General features: G+C 60.7%; 16 protein-coding genes. 5 read left to right on the top strand and 11 right to left on the bottom strand.

Annotated elements, in window-relative coordinates; translation table 11 throughout:
• Positions 1–17 precede the first annotated feature (17 nt).
• Genes Q8M73_09990 through Q8M73_09980 form a run of 3 tightly spaced genes read right to left on the bottom strand, consistent with a single transcriptional unit; the run spans position 18 to position 1,842 of the window.
• Positions 18–770 carry a hypothetical protein gene (locus Q8M73_09990; protein ID MDP2288878.1) on the bottom strand — a complete coding sequence of 251 codons (753 nt, stop codon included), beginning with the start codon at positions 768–770 and terminating at the stop codon, positions 18–20.
• Positions 767–1,645: an ABC transporter ATP-binding protein gene (locus Q8M73_09985; GenBank protein MDP2288877.1), complete on the bottom strand. Its 879-nt coding sequence runs from the start codon at positions 1,643–1,645 to the stop codon at positions 767–769. Before Q8M73_09985 ends, Q8M73_09990 begins: the two co-directional genes overlap by 4 nt.
• The gene (locus Q8M73_09980) at positions 1,642–1,842 is read right to left on the bottom strand and encodes a PLDc N-terminal domain-containing protein (GenBank protein ID MDP2288876.1); all 201 of its coding nucleotides are present in this window, start codon (positions 1,840–1,842) and stop codon (positions 1,642–1,644) included. The genes Q8M73_09985 and Q8M73_09980 overlap by 4 nt, the downstream gene beginning before the upstream one ends.
• Positions 1,843–1,928: 86 nt before the next feature.
• Here Q8M73_09980 and Q8M73_09975 point away from each other — a divergent pair, with 86 nt between their 5' ends.
• The 3 genes from Q8M73_09975 to Q8M73_09965 are packed head-to-tail and all read left to right on the top strand — an operon-like array spanning position 1,929 to position 6,878.
• Positions 1,929–3,830 carry a hypothetical protein gene (locus Q8M73_09975; GenBank protein ID MDP2288875.1) on the top strand — a complete coding sequence of 634 codons (1,902 nt, stop codon included), beginning with the start codon at positions 1,929–1,931 and terminating at the stop codon, positions 3,828–3,830.
• A 38-nt stretch (positions 3,831–3,868) separates the two neighbouring features.
• Positions 3,869–4,885, top strand: coding sequence for a hypothetical protein (locus tag Q8M73_09970; GenBank protein ID MDP2288874.1), 1,017 nt, complete (start codon positions 3,869–3,871; stop codon positions 4,883–4,885).
• 1 nt (position 4,886) lies between these two features.
• Positions 4,887–6,878, top strand: a complete 1,992-nt coding sequence (locus Q8M73_09965) for a sulfatase-like hydrolase/transferase (GenBank protein MDP2288873.1) — start codon at positions 4,887–4,889, stop codon at positions 6,876–6,878.
• On the opposite strand, the gene Q8M73_09960 is transcribed toward Q8M73_09965, so the two are convergent.
• From Q8M73_09960 to Q8M73_09940, 5 genes are all read right to left on the bottom strand, one after another.
• On the bottom strand, positions 6,871–7,401 hold the full coding sequence (locus Q8M73_09960; protein ID MDP2288872.1) for a DUF6036 family nucleotidyltransferase: 531 nt from the start codon (positions 7,399–7,401) through the stop codon (positions 6,871–6,873). The two genes, Q8M73_09965 and Q8M73_09960, sit on opposite strands and share 8 nt — an antisense overlap.
• A gap of 1 nt (position 7,402) precedes the next feature.
• Positions 7,403–8,005, bottom strand: a complete 603-nt coding sequence (locus tag Q8M73_09955) for a helix-turn-helix transcriptional regulator (GenBank protein ID MDP2288871.1) — start codon at positions 8,003–8,005, stop codon at positions 7,403–7,405.
• Between the two features lie 43 nt (positions 8,006–8,048).
• On the bottom strand, positions 8,049–9,479 hold the full coding sequence (locus Q8M73_09950; GenBank protein MDP2288870.1) for an alpha/beta hydrolase: 1,431 nt from the start codon (positions 9,477–9,479) through the stop codon (positions 8,049–8,051).
• Positions 9,480–9,544: 65 nt separating this feature from the next.
• Positions 9,545–10,291, bottom strand: a complete 747-nt coding sequence (locus Q8M73_09945) for an RsiV family protein (protein MDP2288869.1) — start codon at positions 10,289–10,291, stop codon at positions 9,545–9,547.
• A 9-nt stretch (positions 10,292–10,300) separates the two neighbouring features.
• The gene (locus tag Q8M73_09940; GenBank protein MDP2288868.1) at positions 10,301–12,361 is read right to left on the bottom strand and encodes a hypothetical protein; all 2,061 of its coding nucleotides are present in this window, start codon (positions 12,359–12,361) and stop codon (positions 10,301–10,303) included.
• A gap of 6 nt (positions 12,362–12,367) precedes the next feature.
• On the opposite strand from Q8M73_09940, the gene Q8M73_09935 reads away from it, so the two are divergent.
• Both Q8M73_09935 and Q8M73_09930 read left to right on the top strand, forming a co-directional pair.
• Positions 12,368–14,575: a pentapeptide repeat-containing protein gene (locus tag Q8M73_09935; protein MDP2288867.1), complete on the top strand. Its 2,208-nt coding sequence runs from the start codon at positions 12,368–12,370 to the stop codon at positions 14,573–14,575.
• Between the two features lie 13 nt (positions 14,576–14,588).
• A complete protein-coding gene (locus Q8M73_09930; protein MDP2288866.1) occupies positions 14,589–16,034 on the top strand; it encodes a guanine deaminase in 1,446 nt (481 codons plus the stop codon).
• A 5-nt stretch (positions 16,035–16,039) separates the two neighbouring features.
• Here the strand turns inward: Q8M73_09930 and Q8M73_09925 are convergent, their stop codons facing one another.
• The 3 genes from Q8M73_09925 to Q8M73_09915 are packed head-to-tail and all read right to left on the bottom strand — an operon-like array spanning position 16,040 to position 19,043.
• Positions 16,040–17,146: a VWA domain-containing protein gene (locus Q8M73_09925; GenBank protein MDP2288865.1), complete on the bottom strand. Its 1,107-nt coding sequence runs from the start codon at positions 17,144–17,146 to the stop codon at positions 16,040–16,042.
• Complete coding sequence (locus Q8M73_09920) at positions 17,146–18,135, bottom strand: VWA domain-containing protein (GenBank protein ID MDP2288864.1); 990 nt, start codon at positions 18,133–18,135, stop codon at positions 17,146–17,148. Before Q8M73_09920 ends, Q8M73_09925 begins: the two co-directional genes overlap by 1 nt.
• Positions 18,135–19,043, bottom strand: a complete 909-nt coding sequence (locus tag Q8M73_09915) for a DUF58 domain-containing protein (protein ID MDP2288863.1) — start codon at positions 19,041–19,043, stop codon at positions 18,135–18,137. Before Q8M73_09915 ends, Q8M73_09920 begins: the two co-directional genes overlap by 1 nt.
• Positions 19,044–19,046: the final 3 nt, after the last annotated feature.

Raw genomic sequence — 19,046 nt, 5'->3', positions numbered from 1 at the left:
CCGGCAGCTTGGCTCCTTCACTTCACGCGTCTTGCTCCCAATACCGCAACAGCTGCCAGTCCGAAGATCAGGACGATGGATGTGAGCGCGGCTGGCAGGTAGTCGGTGGTTGATGCGCCGGCAGCGAGTTCGGGAAGCGCAGACGTCAGTCGCGATGGCACCCAGTCCGCGATTGCATTGAACAGTCCGAGGGTGGGCATGAGTATCAGGATCACCAGAGCGGCCATGACTGCGGGCAGGACTGTCTTGAACCATTGCGATGTTGCTGCGACGACAGCTACCACCACTGCGAGGTAGAGGACGCCGTAGGCAATGCCAGTGGCAATCGCCGTTGCATCCACTTGTCCGATCAATGCCCACGTCTCATACCAGGCGGTGAGCACGCCGAGGGTGAAGGCAATTGCGCTGGCGATCGTGGTCACGACGTAGCGGGGGAGCAGGAGTTTGGTGACGTTGGGCACGCGGGTTCGCAGGAAGATCCCCATCTCGGGCACTGAATCAAAGGCCAGTGCACCTGCTGCAACGACGACTACGACGATGGTGCCGATCTGGGTGGCGTTCTTGACGAAGGCATCGATTGCGGCCGCAGCTGTTGGTGCGGGCAGGGTGATGCTCATGCCCTGCAGTGAGTTGCCGAGGCTCGAGAGCAGTTGCTCCATGTAGCGGGTGCTCAGAGGCCCGATCAGTCCGAAGAGTACGTAGACGCCGACTAATGCGACCCAACGTCTGGTTCGGGTGAGTCGCAGGATCTCCAGCCGCCACAGATTCATGTCGTCAGCTCCAGGAAGGCATCCTCCAGGGTGACTTCCTGCGGGGTGATCGATACGACTTTGCAATTAGCCCGGGCCAGTATCGGGATGAGGTGGTCTTGCGCTTCGGCGGTGCTTCTTGTGTCGATCAGGAGCACGCCGGGCTGCACTTCAATGACTTGGCGCACCCATGGCTGTCCTCTTAGGAGATCAATTGCTCTTGTTTCTGGCGTTGCCAGGCGCACAGTGATGCTCGGTATGGCCTTGCCTACCAGCAGTTCATTGAGCGGGCCTTGGAACAGCACCTTGCCGTGGTTGAGCACTGCGACTCGATCGCAGACTTCCTGCACGTCGGAGAGGATGTGGCTGGAGAAGACGACGGTTGCATCGCCCCTTAATGCGGCGACCAGGTCGAGTACTTCTCTGCGCCCCTGCGGATCCAGTGCTGAGGCCGGCTCGTCGAGCATGATGAGTCTTGGTCTGGCCACCACTGCTGTTGCAAGCCCCAGGCGCTGCAACATGCCTCGTGAGAAACCACCGATCTGACGGTCTTTGCTTTTACTGATTCCGGTTTGCTCGAGCACTTCGTCGATCCGCTTGTCGTCTCCTCTTCCTGTGGAGAGTTGGAGTGACAGTTCGACGACCTCCCTGGCTGTCAGCCAGGGTTCGAAATGGGGCGTGTCAGGGAGCAGTGATCGCTCGTTCTTCTCCACTTCGATCTCGAAGGAGCCGCTGGTTGGCACCTGCAAGCCGGCTAGCACCTCGAGCAGGGTGCTCTTGCCTGCGCCGTTTGGGCCGACCAGGCCAAAGACGCAGCCATCTGGCACGTCGAGGTTGACGCTGTCGAGTGCGGTGAGCGAGCTGTAGGTCTTGCTCAGGCTGTGGGAGCGAATCATTGCTTTTCGCTGTGATCCCGGCCAATGAGCAGGTAGACGATGCCTCCAAGAGGGATCGATACCAGCGAGATCACGATCCACAGCCATTTGGGCAAGTACTTCACGTCATGGCGAGTGATGTCGACAATGCAGAAGACGACAAATGCAATGAGCACGATGAATACCGGGATCCAAGCTGCCCAGTTGAAGTCGCTCATGGATATCGCCCTCCGGCCGGGAATCTACCTTGAGTAGCGCTGCGTCTGTGACTCTAGGGCTGTGACCGCACGCGGTACTGTCTGCCGTGCCCAATTCTCAGCATTTCACTCTCAAGCAACGTCTCCGCTACCGCTTCGACAACACGCTCTCGCGTGGCATGTGGGCGGTGCTGCTGTGGTTGGGCTTGATTGCGTCGATCTTCTTCGTCGTGATCGCCTTGATTCTGACGGTTTTGCGCCTTGGGCCTGGTGACGAGAGCACCACACTCCTTGAAGGCATCTGGTTTGCTCTGACCCGTTCCTTGGACCCTGGCACCTTCTCAGGTGACGAGGGGATCCGCTTCCGCCTGATCATGCTGGTGGTCACCTTCGCCGGCATCTTCCTGGCGGCCACGATCATCGGCTTGGTCTCTTCTGCGATCGACAATCGGGTCGAGACCCTGCGTCGCGGACGTTCCCTGGTTGTTGAGACTGGTCACACGCTGATCATTGGCCTGTCGGACAAGCTGAATCCGATCGTGTCTGAGCTCGTTGAGGCCAATGCTTCGGAGCGCGGTCGGGCGATCGTGGTGCTGACGACTGAGGACACGGTTGAAGTCACTGAAGACATCAAGGCCTCGGTCACTGATCTGAAGACTTCCCGTTTGGTTGTTCGGTCAGGGGTTACAACGCGGATCACGGATTTGCTGCAGGGCAATCCGGCGGGCGCGAAATCTGTGATCGTGCTGCGCGCTGCAGACGGCACTGATGCTCAGGTGGTCAAGACTGTGCTTGCGTTGTCGCGCTGCGTGCCTGATTTTGCTGCGCTGACGGTTGTTGCCGAGCTTGAGGATGCCGATACGGCTGAGGCGCTGACTCTTGCCGTTGGACCGTCGCTGATCACGGTGACTCCGCGCGACATCATCGCTCGCATTGGGGCGCAGGTCTCGCGCGCTTCTGGTCTGGGCGCGATCTACCAGGAGTTCTTGGACTTCGAGGGCGACGAGCTGTATTCGATCCCGGTGACTGGGCAGTGGCTTGGCCGGCGCTTCGGTGAGGTGCTGCTTGGCTCTTCACGCGGCACGATCATCGGCATGCGTTCGGCTGCTGGCCCCGTCATGTTGAACCCTTCGCCTGTGACCGTGTTGGCAGCCGGTGATTCTGTGATCGGTATTGCTGAGGACGACTCGGTCTTCTCCTTGGATGTCGATCCTGTCGAATGGCTGCAGTCCGAGGTGCGGGAGCAGCCGGCACTGCCGAAGGCCGTGGAGCGGACCCTGCTCATCGGCTGGAGCGATCTGGCTCCACTCATTGCCCTGGAGATCGAAGCGCATGTTGCCCTGCATTCCGAGCTGCATGTGCTGGTGGATCAGACCGTGGTGCCAGCGGAGTTGGTCCGCTCGTCCATTCACCTTTCACAGCAGGCGCTGATCATTCACGATGGGGATCCGATTGCCGGATCGGTCGTTGAGCGAGTGCTGGCTCAAGGGCCCTTTGATCACATCATGCTGCTGTCGGAGCGCGGTACGTTCACCGCCGATGAGGCAGATGCGCGCACTCTGTTGGCCTTGATGCACGTTCGTCGCTTCACCGCCGGTGAAGGTGATTCGCAGAACATCGTGGCCGAGTTGATGGATCCCAATGACGTTGAGCTCGGTGGCAACAGCGACAACAACGACTTCATTGTCAGCCAGCGCTTGATCGGCTTGTTGATGGCTCAGTTGTCGGAGAGCCCGCATCTGCGCGATGTGTTCGCTGACCTGTTCGACTCAGACGGTTCAGTTGTCGCGATGCATCCATTTGAGCGGTACCTGCCCTTTGGCTCCTACTCATTCGCCGACGTGATCAGGGCTGCGCGCGAGTGGGGCGTGGTGCCCATTGGCTACCGCGCGGCATCTGCGGTGGGCGATCCGCTGGCGGTTGGCAATGGGATTCGCCTGAACCCTTCGAAGGACGCTGTGGTGTCCTATGCTGACGGAGACGTGCTCGTGCTGATTGCACAGACCTGATCGTTAGCACTTGCTTAACTGATCTAGAGGGGGCGCACATGCGCCGTACGGTTTCATTGCTTGTTTGTGCTGGGCTTGCACTGCTATCTGTTCCATCGGGTAACGCTTGGGCTGCCGATGCCGTCGTTGCTTCGGGTGATCGGCTTCCCGTCTCGGTGCCGATCCGCACGATCGACACCCCAGATCGCACGGGGCAGAACGGCATCGTGAGCATCCGGGTCGGCTCATCCTCGCCGATGTCAGTGATGCTGGACACGGGCTCCGTTGGACTGCGTCTGTGGGACGGCAAGCCGGCGGGCGCAGTTGCGACATCCGTGACAGCTCCGTCCTCTGCCGGTGGTGCTCCGTTGCCTGGTCAGTACGCCAAGGCAGCGATTTCGATTGGGGGAGTGCGCACCAGTACTGCTGTTCCCTTCCAGCTGATCAGCACTGACAGCAATTACATCAAGCAGTGGAAGAGCAAGGGCATTGCCGGCATCTTGGGTATCGGTGTTTCCCGTGGACCTCTTCCCAATCCTTTGACGGCGCTACCTGGCTCACTGGGTACACGGTGGAGCGTGCACTTCGCTCGTTCTCGTTCCGGTGTTGTCGATCGTTCAGGCGCATTGGTGCTGGGAGCTCGCGCACCTGGATCGGCGATCATGAACTTCCAGCTTTCCCCACAGGGGCAGAGTTCTGCTGGGGTGCTGCTGTGGGATGACCATGCTGCTTCCGGCTGCTGGACCTTCGGCTCCTTGGTTGAGCAGTGTGTTCCGACCTGGTTCGACTCCGGCTTTACAGTCATGAGAATCAAAGGCAAGTCCTTCGCCTCGTTGCCTTCTGTTGCTGGTGACCTGCTTCGGCCCGGCACGGTGGTGACTCTTGCTGCTGGCTCAAGTGCCTATGTTGCGCATCGCTTCGTTGCCGGACACCTTGGCTCTCGCAACTTGGCTCGAGTCCTGGGCTCGGGGCGTTCTGTGATCAACACCGGCAACTCCTTCTACTTCGACTACACCGTCAGCTATGACATCGCTTTGGGCAAGCTGGCGCTGAGTGCTTCTGAGAAGGGAAACTGACATGGCTGAAGAGTCAGATCTGAGTCGGCGCCGGTTGCTACAAGCGGCAGGTGTTGCGGGCGTCGCCGGTCTGGCGGTGGCTGCTGGTTCTTCGGCTTCTGCTGCGCCTGCTGTTCCCTTTGTTCCGCGTGGTCGGCTGCGACGCCGTCCGAACTTTCTGATCGTGATGATGGACGAGCAGCGTCATCCGCCGTTCTATGAATCAGCAGAGTTGCAGGCTTGGCGCTTGGCGAACTTGCCGGCGCAGAACTTCATCCGGCGCAACAGCTTGGAATTCACGCATCATCACGTGATGTCCGTTGCGTGTCAGCCTTCGCGCTCGTCGATCTTCACCGGGCAGTACCCGTCGCTGCATGGCGTTGCCCAGACCTCTGGCGCTGCAAAGACGTCTATCGAGCAGGACATGTACTGGCTTGATCCGACAACGGTGCCGACTCTGGGCAACTGGTTTCGCGCAGGCGGATATGACACCTACTGGAAGGGCAAGTGGCACGTCTCGGATGCTGACCTGTACCAGCCGGGCAGCTACAACCCTTTACCGTCGTACAACAACCTGGGCGGTCGTGATCCGCGGCTGGAAGAGATCTATCTGGAGTCAGAGCGCCTTGAGAAGTATGGATTCACCGGCTTCATTGGGCCAGAGCCGCATGGCAGCAACCCACTGAACTCTGGTTCGTCTGGTCCAGGTGGCCGTGGGCGCGATGAGGTCTATGCGCAGCTGGGTGTCGAGCAGTTGCGTCGTTTGCGGGGTGCCCGCAATCCCTGGCTGCTGGTGACGTCCTTTGTGAACCCGCACGACATCTCGCTGTGGGGAGCAGCGACGGTTGCCGCTGATGCTGCCGGGCAGGCCGGTTCGTTCTATCTGCAGCAGCAGCTGGCGGGTTCGAATGTGCCACGCAATCTGTTTGATCCGATCTACAAGACGTCTTCAACTGAGGATCTCTCCAAGAAGCCAACGGCACAGGGCAGCTTTGTCGCGCAATACCCACAGGCCTTCCAGCCCTTGCCGAATGATGATCCCTATCACCGCTTCTACTACCAGCTGCAGAAGAACGTCGATGCTCAGATCGGAAAGGTGCTTGAAGCCATCGCTTCAGACCGGTCGCAGTACCGCGACACCGTGATCATCTACATGTCCGACCACGGCGAGATGCTCGGTGCTCATGGCGGGATGTATCAGAAGTGGCATTCGGCATATGACGAGATGATTCGCGTCCCCTTCATCTTCCACAACCCTGAACTGTTTGCTGGACATGAGACCAGCGACATGCTGACCTCACATGCTGACCTGCTGCCGACTCTGCTCGGTCTGGCCGGGCTGGATGAAGAGAACCTGGCGCGCAAACTGCGCGAGACACACACGCAGGTGCGTCCACTGGTTGGGCGCGACCTTTCGGGCGTGCTGCTGGGGCAAGATGATGCGTCTTCTGCTTCTTCCGCATCTTCTGGTGCTGCCGGGGCTGTCTACTTCATGACCGACGATCAGCCGTTCAAGGGCCTGAACAACGTCTCGATCCAGGGCACGCAGTACTCGCCTGTCATGCAGCCCAACTGCCTTGAGACGGTGATCACCTATCTGCCTACTGGTGCTGGTGGTGCTCGTGAGCGCTGGAAGTACACCCGCTACTGGGACAACCCGCTGTTCTGGACGACGCCGAATGTGCAGGACGTGCAGACAATTGTTTCCGGGAAGGTGAACTCCTCGGGAGCGAAGACGGCTACGACGGTAGTGAAGTCGGCTAATCCCACAGCTGGTCAGATCGCGCCACCGGCGGATCAGTTCGAGATGTACAACCTGGAGCGCGATCCGGCAGAACTTTTGAATTTGTACGGCAATGCTGACTTCTCGGTGACGCAGGCGCTGCTTTCCAAGTTGTTGGGGGAGCAGCGCACCACGAAGCGGTTGACCCCGACTCAGCAGCCGTGGGCTGACGGCACGGCGCAGCAGTTCCCCTATACGCCCAGCGGTCCGAGCTCTGTTCTGACTAGCTAAGGCCTCGAGTATTGAGGAATTCTGTGGTGGCTGATTTCACGTCGTCCTGGATGAGATCCTCGCCCCAGACTCTGGTGCAGATGTCCCACACTTGCTGCACTTTGGTCAGTCCCAGGATCTCGCACAGCACCGCCACATCCTGCAGATCCCGAGGCCCGCGCCCAGCCCGGGCCTTCATGGCCAGCAGGTGCTCGGGTGATGCGACCTGCACACTGAGACCGGGAACGGCCAACATCTGCCAACTGCGAGTGTCGGCAACGCGAGGCAGCAGTGGAGTGACGTGGTCGTTGAGCCAGTGTGGCGGCAGATCGCCGCGTTCCTTTGCCATCTGCTGAGCAACGTCTTCAATCACACCCACAGGCGTGATCAGGGCATCAATGTCACGTGTGACTGCCGTTCGGTCGTATCCCAGCAGCATGGCTGATCCACCCACGATGTAGAGCTCGACCTCAAGGCCTTGAGCGTCCAGTCGGGCACCGAGTTCGGTCAGCAATGCAAGGATCTGCTCTTTGGTGGTGAACATTTCAGACCGAAGCCAGAGCGCGTCGATCCATGAATATTCCGCGAGCTCGAAGGCTTGGAACGCCGTGCGCGAATGCCTGCGCGCGCAGGATCGGCGTGTGTTGCTCGGCGGCCACCCACCACGATTCGTCCAGATAGAGGTGTGGTTCACGAGTCCACGCCGGAGTGCGCGGGGCATCTGTCTTCTGACACCAATGCACGGACATCCCGGCCAGCAAGGCATCGACATCGTGAGCGCCGGTGGAGTTGGGCTTGGCCAAGAAGAGTGCCTGGTCGGCAGATTCAGACAATTGGCAGAACGCATCATTCATTGCGATCACGCTTCGCAAGATGAGCAGGTCGCGTTCATGTGCTGAACCTCGGAAGTTGCGCAAGAGCGTTCGAAGGGCAACAGAATGCGAGGGCAGAGTTCCTGCCCAGCTGTTGCGGTGCGCGGTGGCCAGTGTGAGGCGCAGCAGCGCTTCGATGCGCGAGCCGACGTCTGCTCCGGGTTGCAAGGTGCCGGCTTCATACGCGCTGATGTTTGACTGCCGGGTGCCGAGCAGGAATGCAACCTGGCTTTGCGACATGTCGAGGAGCTCGCGTTGCCTGCGAAGGGTGGACACAACGTCCAATATATATCAGGCCTGTGAGGTTATATAGTGCAGTTCAGGCGAGTAGGTCGTCGAGCCAGTCGAAGACGATCTCTTCGGCCACCTGCGGTCCGACTGGCTGATCGTGCAGCGATGCGCCTTGGTTCGCGGTGAGGTGGACGAGTCGCTTCTGGTTCTTGTCGAGGTTGGTGAGCATGGCGAAAGCCTTGTCTGGCTGCTCGCCGAAGAACTCGTCTCCTTCGTTGGCCAGGACCATGGTGGGTGTCGTCATTGCTCGTAGGTCTTTTCCATACTTGAACGGAAGCATTGTTTCCAGGAGTTGGTAGTAGTCGGAGATGGGTTTTCCGGCTCGTGCCTCCCGTTGCACCTCGGGGCTGAAGATCTCACCGCGCTTGTAGATCTGGAACTGCACGCTTCTTGGCATGCTGGGCCAGGCTTGCAGGAATCCCTCATTGAGTTCCTGTTTGACTACTGCCTTCTCCTTCTCCGGGGCCTTGTAGGTCTCCTTGACTGTGGCCATTGACTCCTGGTCTGTCCACAAGGTGGTGAAGTCGTAGGCGCCAGGCTCGAGCACGAGGGCGTCGAGGTCCTTCAGCCTTGCTCCGGGTCGGATGCAGAGCATCCCGCCGAAGGAGATCCCGATCAGGGCGACCTTTCCGACATCGCTTCTGTTCTTCGTCCATTCCAAGACAGGGCCAACGACGTCCTGCCAGTCGGGGGTGAAGGGGATGCGTCGCTGGAACAGCAGTGACATCTGGCCAGGGCCTTCGAAGAGCACGACGTTGTAGCCGCGAGCCAGGCCGGCAGTGACGCCGAACTGCATGCTCTCCACGTTCTGGCCATCGCTGCCTTCGCTGATGATGACGGTCGGTCGTCGTCCGCTTCCTCTTGGACTGGGGAAGAAGGTGCCGGGGATCATTCCGAACTTGGACTGCACTTGGAATCGTGTGGGCTTTGGGTCGAAGTTCTCGATTGCCTTGATCCAGTGGTCCTGGCTGTTCTTGAAGATCTCGAGCTCTCTGCTGCCGTTGGTCGTGCCAAGCACGAAGAAGAGCTGCTGCGCGGCATACATCGATGCGCGCAGGAAGCGGTTCTGGGCGGTGATGTCGTGACCAGAGTCTTTGGCCTGTTGTGCTTGCTTGGCCAGTTGCTGGTGGTACTCCCCGAAGACGTCGTAGTAGGCGTCGAATGCCTTGGCATCTGGGTCTGATGGATTGCCGGTTGCCTGGTTGATTCGTCTGGAGATGGCGAGCACTTCGCCGATCTCTGATGCGCGGGAACTGGCAGCACCCATGGCGAACAGCGCTTCGTCATTGAAGGCGGGGGAGTCGAAGAGGTTCAGCAAGGTGGGGGAAGGAGCTGCGAATGTGTCTGCGGCTGTGGTGGGCATTGATTGGGCGCTGGCTCCTGGGGCCAGCACGTTGGTGCCGACTGCTGTTCCGATGGCGGCAGTGGCGATCAGCAGGCCGCGGCGATCAAGCTCCACGTCTGGAATCTAGTGGAATTTGCTTGGTTTGGGCGTGATCGTTCTCTTAGGTGTTGATCGATGTCTCAGGCGTTGATCGTCGTCCAAGGCACGGTGAAATCGACGACACCGAATGAGCCTGGGGCAACGTTGTACTTGCTGAAGTACAGGTGCATGCCTTCTGGGGTGGGGATCCAGGCGTAGACCTCGGGCATCTCAAGTGACGGCCTCCACATGGGATCTGTTGCCTTGATGCCGCCCTTGATCAGTGCTGCGGTGATGCCGGCGTTGGCGCCCTTGAGGAAGGCAGCTTCCTGACTGGGGGAGATGAAGGCGTCGATCTGCTGGCGGGCGCCAGTTGTTGAGTCAAAGACAGCGGTGTTCACCCAGGCATCGCCGGTGTTGGCTCCAGGACGCAGCATTGATGCTGGCTGAGTGATGCAGACACTGCCAGCTTTGCAGGTGGGGGCGGTGATCGTCTGGATGAAGTAGCCGCAGCTCTTCCGGTTCATCGTGCACTTGGAGATCCGGGAGTTCTTGACGCTGCGCATCGTGTCGAGCACATCGAAGGACAGCAGCTCATTCATCTTGGCCATGGCGGTGCTGCTGGTTCCACTGATTGGGTTGATCGTGCCGGTCTGGTAGGTGAATGTGGTGAAGCCCTTCACCTTCTTGCTGTGCTTGGTGATGGTGAAGCTGGTGGGCTGGCCTTGGCTTTGACTTGCGCTCGGGGTGGGACTGGGTTCTGGGGTTGCCGCATTGGTGCTGCTTGCAGCAGCAGTGATCAGGATTGCAGTGGTGGCTACGGAGATGAGAATGCTGGCGCGACGCACTGTGATGACCTACTTCGCTGGTGGCGTGATGGGTGGGTTGCGCACCCCGACGAGCACGGTGCTGCCCACGGCCACGCATCGATTGATTGTCTCGCAGCCAAAGCCCTTGACCCCTGGCTGGGTTCGAAGGTCGCCGATCTTGTCGTAGGAGTAGGTGGTGAAGCCGTCGGTCGTCGAGGTGACAATCGTCTGCTTGCCTTGCAGCCCACCGACCATGCAGAAGCCATTGGCTGGGCAGGTGGCCGAGTTGTAGGTCGGAAGACTGCCGACTGGCGTGTTCACCGGCAGCGTCAGCTCGGTCCAATTGTTCAAATCGCCTGGCGTGGATACAAGCACCGCCCCGGCGGCACCGGCTGCGACGCACTGCGAACCGTCTGGACTGCACGCGATGGCGTTGATGATCTGGTCGGAGTCGGCATTGGTGTAGTGCCACTGCCAGTGCGGAAGTCCTTGGGCATCGCGGGTCATCGTGCCCATCAGGATGTTGTACTTGTCAGGCTCAAAGCAGGTCACCGGATCGGTCTTGCCAGGCAGGCAGGTGATGCTGGTCGGGCGGACCTTCGGCATCTGGTTGGAGGCCCATTGGGTGAGGCCACCGTCGAAGGTGGTGTAGACCACGGACTCCTTGGGCGAGACGCACAGGATGTCGGTGACGCAGTCGACTGCGTCAGCACCGGCGGCGGCTTGCACAGGGCCAAAGCGCGGACGGAAGACGTTCATGTCCTCGGTCACCAGAGTCTCGGTCTGTCCGAAGATCTGACAAGACAGGGACGACTGGCAGCGAATCTCCTTGGTGTTGAGCGCGCCTCGATCGGCTATCGGCAGAGTCCACAGGGTGCCGCCCGTGATCGAGCGGCCCATGTTCATCTCGCCACCGGCGATGCACGTTGGGCTGAGGGCAGCAGAGCAGACAGCGAGGTCGAACTTGGCAACCTCGTTCACTCGACCGAAGTCGGCACCGGAGTTGATGCTGGTGTACCAGGCGGCCATCTTGCCGACGCCAACGCAATAACTGCCTGTGCAGGTGAGGGTGGCGATGCTCGGCTGCACGGGTCGCATCAGCCAGGTGTTGCCCGCAGCTCCAAGTGCACTTGTCTGCAGGACGTTTCCGTCGCCATTGATACCCACGCAGTAGTTCGCGACCGGGCAGGCAACCGAGACCATCTTCGCCACCGGCGGCAGCGGAGCCTTGCGGAACTTCAGCGCCGGGCTCCAGGCGGGGGAAGCGTCGATGTTCAAAATCGTGTAATCGCCCTGACCGCCAGTTGCCAGGCAGCGCGAGGGGTTGTCGCAAGCCACAGCTGCGAAGGTCTGGTTGATACCTGCAGGAGTGCTCAGCATCGTCACCGTGCTGCCGCTGATCAGAGCGCTGGACGGCAGGTCCGCGCCACCGGCGGCCACGCACGCAGTTGAACTGGCACAGGCCACCGAGCTGAAGCTCGCAGTTGATGCTGTCGTTGGCACGGCTACGCCAGCCCAGGTGCGGCCGTCGTCAGTCGAGCGCCAGATGCCGCCGGCCGTTCCTACGGCGTAGCAATTGCGGTTGTCCGCAGTTGCCGTCTTGTCTGGCGAGCAGGCAACGGCCGATGCCAGATTGGTCTTGATGGCACCCACTTGTGGCAGCTGCACCACAGCTGTCCAGTTCACGCCCGCGTCGGTGCTCCGGTAAACCCAGGAGCCGTATGTAGCATTGGGGTTCAATGGTCTTGAGATGGCAAGGCAGCTCGAGCTTGAGCAGGTGACACCGGTCAGATCAACGGGGTTGGCGGGATGGGCCGGGTCCTTCTTCAGTGCAACAAAGGTCCAGGCCAACGGCACCTGTGCAGTGTTCGGGGAACGCAGCACGGCTCCACCTTGGCCAACGGCCACGCACGTGCCAGGTTGCGCGCATGAGACAGCCTTCAGCTCTGGTCCGTAGTCCTCCCAAGACCAGCCACTTGGCACTTCAACTGGCTGCGCAGTGATCGCTTGGGCCGGGGTGATGAACGGCAGCAGTGAGATCAGTAGGCCAAGGCCTGCGAGCGCCGTGATTTCGCGGAGGCTGCTCTTGCGCTTGAGGGTAGGTAACATGTTTAAGTGACCCGCTCCTGCGTAGGACGCTCGTTATTGCTGCGCCGTTGGTTGCTCGGGAGCATAGCGCTCACAACGCTCATAGTTTCCGCTGTCTCAGTCATTCCCGCAGCATCATCGCTGCCCGCGGAGTCTCTGGTGCGCATCAGCAATGTCAAGGTCAGCGACTCTGGCGATGGTGCATTGGTCACCGCCCAAGTGCGCTGGAATGCCGAGGCTATTGACACGTTCGTGATGGCCAAAGGTGATGTGCGCCTGGTTGCAGTGAGCGAGCAGGGCCATCTGCCGACTCTGCTCGGCAAGCAGAGCTTTGACATCTCACAACAGTCCTCCAGCAAGGTGACGATCAAGGTCGCCAAGGACCTGATGGCGGCGATGCACCGCGGCAATCGCGTGGTCCTGACCGCGAGTCAGCACGCTCGAGCCAACAGTCAAGCTCGCTCCGATCGCACCTACGTGACAGTTGCTGAAGTGCAGCCATTCGGGTCGCCCCAGCCGAATATCGGCCGGCGCGACTGTTCGGCAATTCCCGTCGTTCCCGGGGCCATGCTCACGCATTGTGATCTTGTTGGCGCCCACTTTGACAGTGCTCTGGTCTCGATCCACGACGAGAACAGCCATGACTGCAAGGGCGGCGGCGAGGCCACTTGCCTGATGCGCGCTGACCTGACGGGCGCGACAGGCGTGGGCGCTGACTTCAGTGGAGTGAGCCTTGCGGGTGGACGGATAAATGGCATAGACCTCACCAAGGCCAAGCTCGACAATCTCTCGCTTGCTGGCGCCGATGCCGTGGAGATCACGGCGGTTGGCGCGACCAGCGATGCCAAGGGCGAGGATTCAGGCGGCAACTTCTATCGCACCAAGTTCACTGGCTCGGACTTCCGCGAATCGGTGTTCCTTGGCATCTCCATCGAGCGGGCACGCCTTGATAGCGCCAAATTGCAGGGCGCAACATGGCAGACCATCGGGCGCGGAGCGAACTTCCGACAGGCTGATCTCACGGGCATCAAGTTCGGGGAGTCCAAGCTGGACTTCGCCGACTTCCAGGATGCAACACTGACTGGATCCACGCTGCGCGATGACCAACTGACCTTGACATTGCTATGCCGCACGGCACTGCCCGATGGCTCGCAACTGGACCGTTCGCGTGACTGCCGCAGCACAGTTGAGAAGGGCCACCAGCCCTTTCCCAAGCCCGATGCCGGTCAGGTCGATCCCTATGTGAACATCGATCAGGACAGCCTCGTTGTCGGTGACAAGAGCACTACGGTCTCCGCGCTCATCACCTGGGACAGTGATGCGGCGGTCTCGGGCATGGATACTGGCGACCTGCGCCTGATTGCCGTGGATGGCACAAGTGGCATCGCCACGGTGCTCGACAAGCAGACGTACGAAGGCATCACCAAGACGACGAAGTACGCCGTCACGATCTCAGATTCCGGGCTACGCGCCGCGATGAACAAAGGCAATCGCGTGGTGCTGACCGCCACTCAGCATGAGACGGCTACGACCGGGCAGAAGACTCGACGCAGCTTCGTCACCGTTGATGTATTGCAGAAAGGTCCAGGGTTGGGGCAAGTGGGCAAGTACGACTGCTCTCGCGTCGCGCTCACGGCAGATGCTGTCGACGCCCTCGACTACTGCGACCTGTCAGGAGCGATGCTTGACTCCGTTGCGCTGAACGGCAGGTTCATGCAGTTGGTGGATCTCACAGGCGCCACGATGCGCAAGAGCTCAGTTGCAGCGCTGACTCTCGACGGCGCACGCCTGGGCAGTCTCGATGCTTCTGGTGCGTACTTTGCCAATGTCGGACTGTTCAACGCGTGGGCGCCCAAGCTGAAGCTGAGTGGCGGCTACCTCAATGGCAGCAAGTTCTGGGCGCGCAATCTTGATGGCGCTGACTTCAGCAATGCCAAGATCAGCGACACGCCATTCACTGCCGCATCATTGCGCGGGGCGATCTTCAGCAACGCGACCTTCATTCATCAGGACATGGCATTTATCGACTTTCTCAATGCGAAGTTGGACTCCGTTGATGCCACCCAGCTCAACCCTTCGCTGTTCATGGCCGACCTGACTGGCGCCGACATGAGCAAGTCCAAGTGGATCACTGACGAGACCGACCAGACCCCATGGAAATGGGCCACGCTGTGCGGCACCAAGCTGCCTGCAACCCTTGTTGGGATCAGTGGCAACCGAGACTGTCGATTCTGAGGCGAGGAGTGGCATGACTGCTGTGCATCGCGGACAGATCTTCCATGTTGCTGGGCAGGCCTTGGTGACGTCCGCTGTGCGACAACTTGAGCATTTCGAGGATGGGGCACTCGTCGTTGATGACGCCGGAGTGATTGCCTGGTGCGGCTCATTCTCGGAATTGCCTGCGCAGTTCCTTGGTGTTGCGGTTGAGCATCACAAGGACTGCTTCCTGCTGCCGGGGTTTATCGACACGCATATGCACTTTCCGCAGGTATGGAGCGCTGACTCCTATGGCGGCGGGCAGCTGCTGGAGTGGTTGAACGAATGCATCTTCCCAGCCGAGTCTCGGCTGGCGGATCCGGAGTTTGCCCATCAGGCCGCTGTTGAGTGGTGCGATCGGATGATCACTGCCGGCACCACGATGGGGCTGATCTTCGGTTCGGCATTTGCGCACGCGCAGGATTCGCTGTTCTCAGTCGCGCGCGAGCGCGGGCTTCGCCTGGTCTCGGGCCGTGGCATTCAAACTGTGGGGCCAGCGTCAGCTGCTGCGCTGCTCGTCTCTGAGGCGGATGCGATCGCGTTGACTCGGGCCGAGATCGAGAAGTGGCATCCGCTGGATGACGAAGAACGCAAGCACGCCTTGCAGTTCGTTGCCGTCGTACCGCGCTTCAGTCTGTCGGTCACCCGCGAGACCCTGCTCAATCTGGGGGAGTTGTATGACGAGTACCGCGGTCGCGGCGTCTACTTCACCTCGCACCTCAGCGAGAACGCCCGCCCAGGTGATGGCGAGATCGACGCGGTCAAGGCTCACTATGCAGTCGACAACTACCTGGACACCTACGACGGCAAGTGGCTGCCCGGATCTGCTGTTGGCGGCAAGAGCTTCCTTGGCCCGCGAAGCGTGATGGCCCATGCCGTGCACTGCACTGACTCTGAGCTTGCGCGGATGGCAGCTACGCGCACTTCGATCTCGCACTGTCCCGTCTCGCAGTTGTTCCTGGGTTCAGGCACGATGCCGTGGACGCGCACGGTGGCATCGGGAGTGAACATTTCGATGGGTAGTGACATTGGAGGCGGTGACGAGTGGTTCATGCCGCAGATCCTGAACGCGGCCTTCAAGCAGCACATCTCCGAGCGTTCCATCGTCGGCATCGATCCGGCACCGTCAGTGGACGAGTCTGTTTCTCTGCATCCAGCCGAGATGCTCTTTGCCGGAACTCTTGCGGGTGCGCGGGCATTGGATCTTGAAGACCGCATCGGCAACTTCGACGCCGGCAAGGAAGCCGATTTTGTGGTGCTGGATCCATCGGCTTGGGATATGTACGACCAGTCCCTGCGTCACCGCCGGCGTCACACGGACCCTGAGAGTGACCGTGATGCGCTGCTGTTCACCTTGCTGATGATGGCGCGTGAGAAGGCACTCACCAAGACATACGTGCGCGGTCGCAAGCTCGAGACTTCGACCTACCCTCGGTAGTCACCTCAGCCGAAGCGGCTCCAGCGCAATGACAGCACGATGGCCGCAGCGGCCAGCAGCGCTGCGAGGATTGCAAAGAACACGCTGAGTTCGACGTCCTGGGTCTGTGTCACCACGCGGCTTGGCAGTTGGCTGAAGACCTCCAGCAGCTGCTCGGCATCTTGCGCCTTGAAGTACTCCCCGCCAGTCATCTTCGCGATGGCCTGCAAGGTGGGCTCGTCGATCTGACGGAAGTTCCCGCCCCCTCCGAATCCACCGCCACCGGCGCCGAAGCCCTGGCTCGGATTCCCGCCAAATCCCTGGCCGGGGTTTGGGCCGAAGCCCTGGAACTGGAATCCGCCAAGGACCTGGTCTGGCGAGCACACCATCATTTCGGGCTGGGTGGTACCGAATCCGATCGTGAAGACGCGAATGTCGCGCTGCGCAGCGACTTCGCCAGCGATCAGTGGCTCGACTCCACGAGTGTTCGCGCCATCGGTGAGTACCACGATGATGTCTGGCTGGTACTGCCCATCGTCATCTTTCGTGGAGTCAGACTTCGCCAGTTCCACGGTTGTGGGAGCGACATCCTTATTGACTTCGGCAATCGCATCGACACTTGACAGTATGGCCAGCCCGATCGCGGTGCCTCGACCGACCGTCAGTGTCGAGATGGCCTCGAGCAATGAGTCCTTGTTGGAGGTCGGCGGCACGACGAGAGCCGCCACACCGTTGAACGTGACCAAGCCAATCCGACTGTTCTCCGTTTGCTCTTCGATGAACCTAGTCGCCGCCTGCTGAGCCACCGTCAGTCGGTTGGGCGGGACATCGGTATTGCACATGGAGCCAGAAGTGTCCAGCGCAAGGATCATCGAAGTGCTGTTGACCGGGATGGGAAGCGCAGCCGAAGGGCGCGCCGCAGCGAAGGCCAGCAGCGCCATAGCTGCCGCCAGTAGCGCTACCGGAACGTGTCGTTTCCATCGCGCGCGCTGCGGCACCGATGCGCGAATGAGTGCGACGCTGGGAACTCGCACTGCGGTGCGACGTCGACGTCGCAGTTGCCACAGATGCAAGCCGATAAGGGCCGGCGCGGCAAGAGTGAACAGCAGCAGAAGCGGCCAGGCGAAGGACATCACACCACCCGCCCGAGCCAGCGCATCGACAAGATGGCCGCGATGAAGAAGACCATGACTGCCGCGAGACTGAAAAGCGCAGTGACCTCGACCTCTTCAGCCTTCACCTCCCACTGCATGTCCAATCCGTCATAGACCTGCAGTAGGGCGTTTGCATCCTGGGCCTGGTAGTACTTGCCGCCAGTCAGCTCGGCGATGTTGCCAAGGAACTCCGCGTCCAGTGAGGTGGCCACTTGATAGCCATCGACTTCGATGACAGCGCCATCGGCGCTGCCGATGCCCACGGTCGTGATCTTCACCCCGGCCGCAGCGGCGATGTCAGCGACCAGATCTGGGTCAGGTCCTCCCGTGGCCTCCCCATCGGACGCGAGCACGATTGCGGCAGATGGGTGGTAGCCGATGTCCAGCCCGGTGAGGTCACCTTCGAGTTGCTCCGGTGTCAGCGCTACTGGCTGATCCAGGATCGTGTTCAAAGCAGCGAGCAAGCCGGTCCCGATCTGGGTGCTGCCACCGCTGGAGAGTCGATCGATGGCGGCCAGCAACTCCTGGCGATTGTCGGTCGGTTCGGCCACGACCTGAGCGCCGCTGCCCAGTGCCACCAAGCCGATCTCCACGCCTGATGGCTGCTTCTGCACAAACTCCTTGGCTGCTGCCTGCGCTGCTGCCAGGCGGCTCGGCTTGATGTCGTCGGCCGCCATGCTGTTGGACACATCAACTGCGAGAACGACGGTTCCAGTCAATTGCGGAACGGCCAAGGCCACCTGTGGGCGGGCAACGGAGACTGCGAGCAAGATGAAGCCGAACATGAAGATGAGGAATGGCACGTGTCGGCGGCGGCCCAGGGCTGTGGGTGATCCGATGGTCACCAGTCCCGAACTGGCGAGCGCATTCACCCGGATATTGCGTCGGCGCTGCCCAGCGATGTAGCCAAGCACTGCTAGCGGAACGAGCAGCACAGTCGCGAGCAGCGCCGGCCAGATGAAGGACATCAGCGCATTCCGCGCCGCGTGTGAGCCATCCTCACCAAGGAATCGGCGAGGTCGTCGTCGGTCCAGACGGTATGCAGGTGTGCCCCTGTCCGTCGAACGTCTGCGCCCAGGTCGATTTCGCGCTGCATCGCAGCCTGGCGATACTGACCGCGAAAGCCTGGGTCGCTGGTGTCCAGCAGCAACTGCTCTCCAGTCTCGGCGTCCTGCACCCAGATCGTGCCGACGTCGGGCAGTTCCTCCTCGCGGCGATCAGCAATCCGGATGACGACGACGTCATGTCGTTGCGCCAGGGATCCGAGTGCTCGCTGCCATCCGTCGCGCACGATGAAGTCGGAGACGAGGAAGACCAAGGAGCGTCGCTTCAGCATCGACGCCGACTGGTGCAACAAGGGCTCCAGGTCGGTCTCCTGTGCCGAAGCTGGGGTGTGCTGAAGCAGCTGATGGGCCAGGCGCAGCACGTGGGCGCGATTGGCTCCCGCAGGGATGACCTGCTGGATCCCGGCGTCGTAGAGGATCGCCCCGATGCGATTGCCGCCACGCGTGAGCATTCGTGCAAGCGCGACGCACAGTTCGATGAGCACGATGTCCTTGCCCCGATCCGCGGGTCCAAATGCCATCGACGACGAGCGGTCCAGGAGAAGCCAAGCTGTCAGGTCGCGGTCTTCCAGATACTCGCGCACGTGCGGTTCGTCCAGTCGTGCCGTCACGTTCCAATCGATGTGCCGGATGTCGTCGTATGGCTCGTAGGCACGAATATCGGTGACATCGATTCCGGAGCCGCGGGCAGGAGTGCGGAAATCACCACCACGAACGCCCGACAATCTCTTGAGCGCTCGCCAGTCGAGCCGGTAGAGCAGTCCTTCGGGAATTGCCGTGATGGATGTGGCGGACCGCTGCGCTTGCTCCATCGC

The sequence above is a fragment of the Actinomycetota bacterium genome (assembly GCA_030684515.1).
GTDB lineage: Bacteria > Actinomycetota > Actinomycetes > S36-B12 > S36-B12 > UBA11398.
Note: the sequence above shows the minus strand (reverse complement) of the source record. Positions and strands in the feature narration are given on the sequence as shown.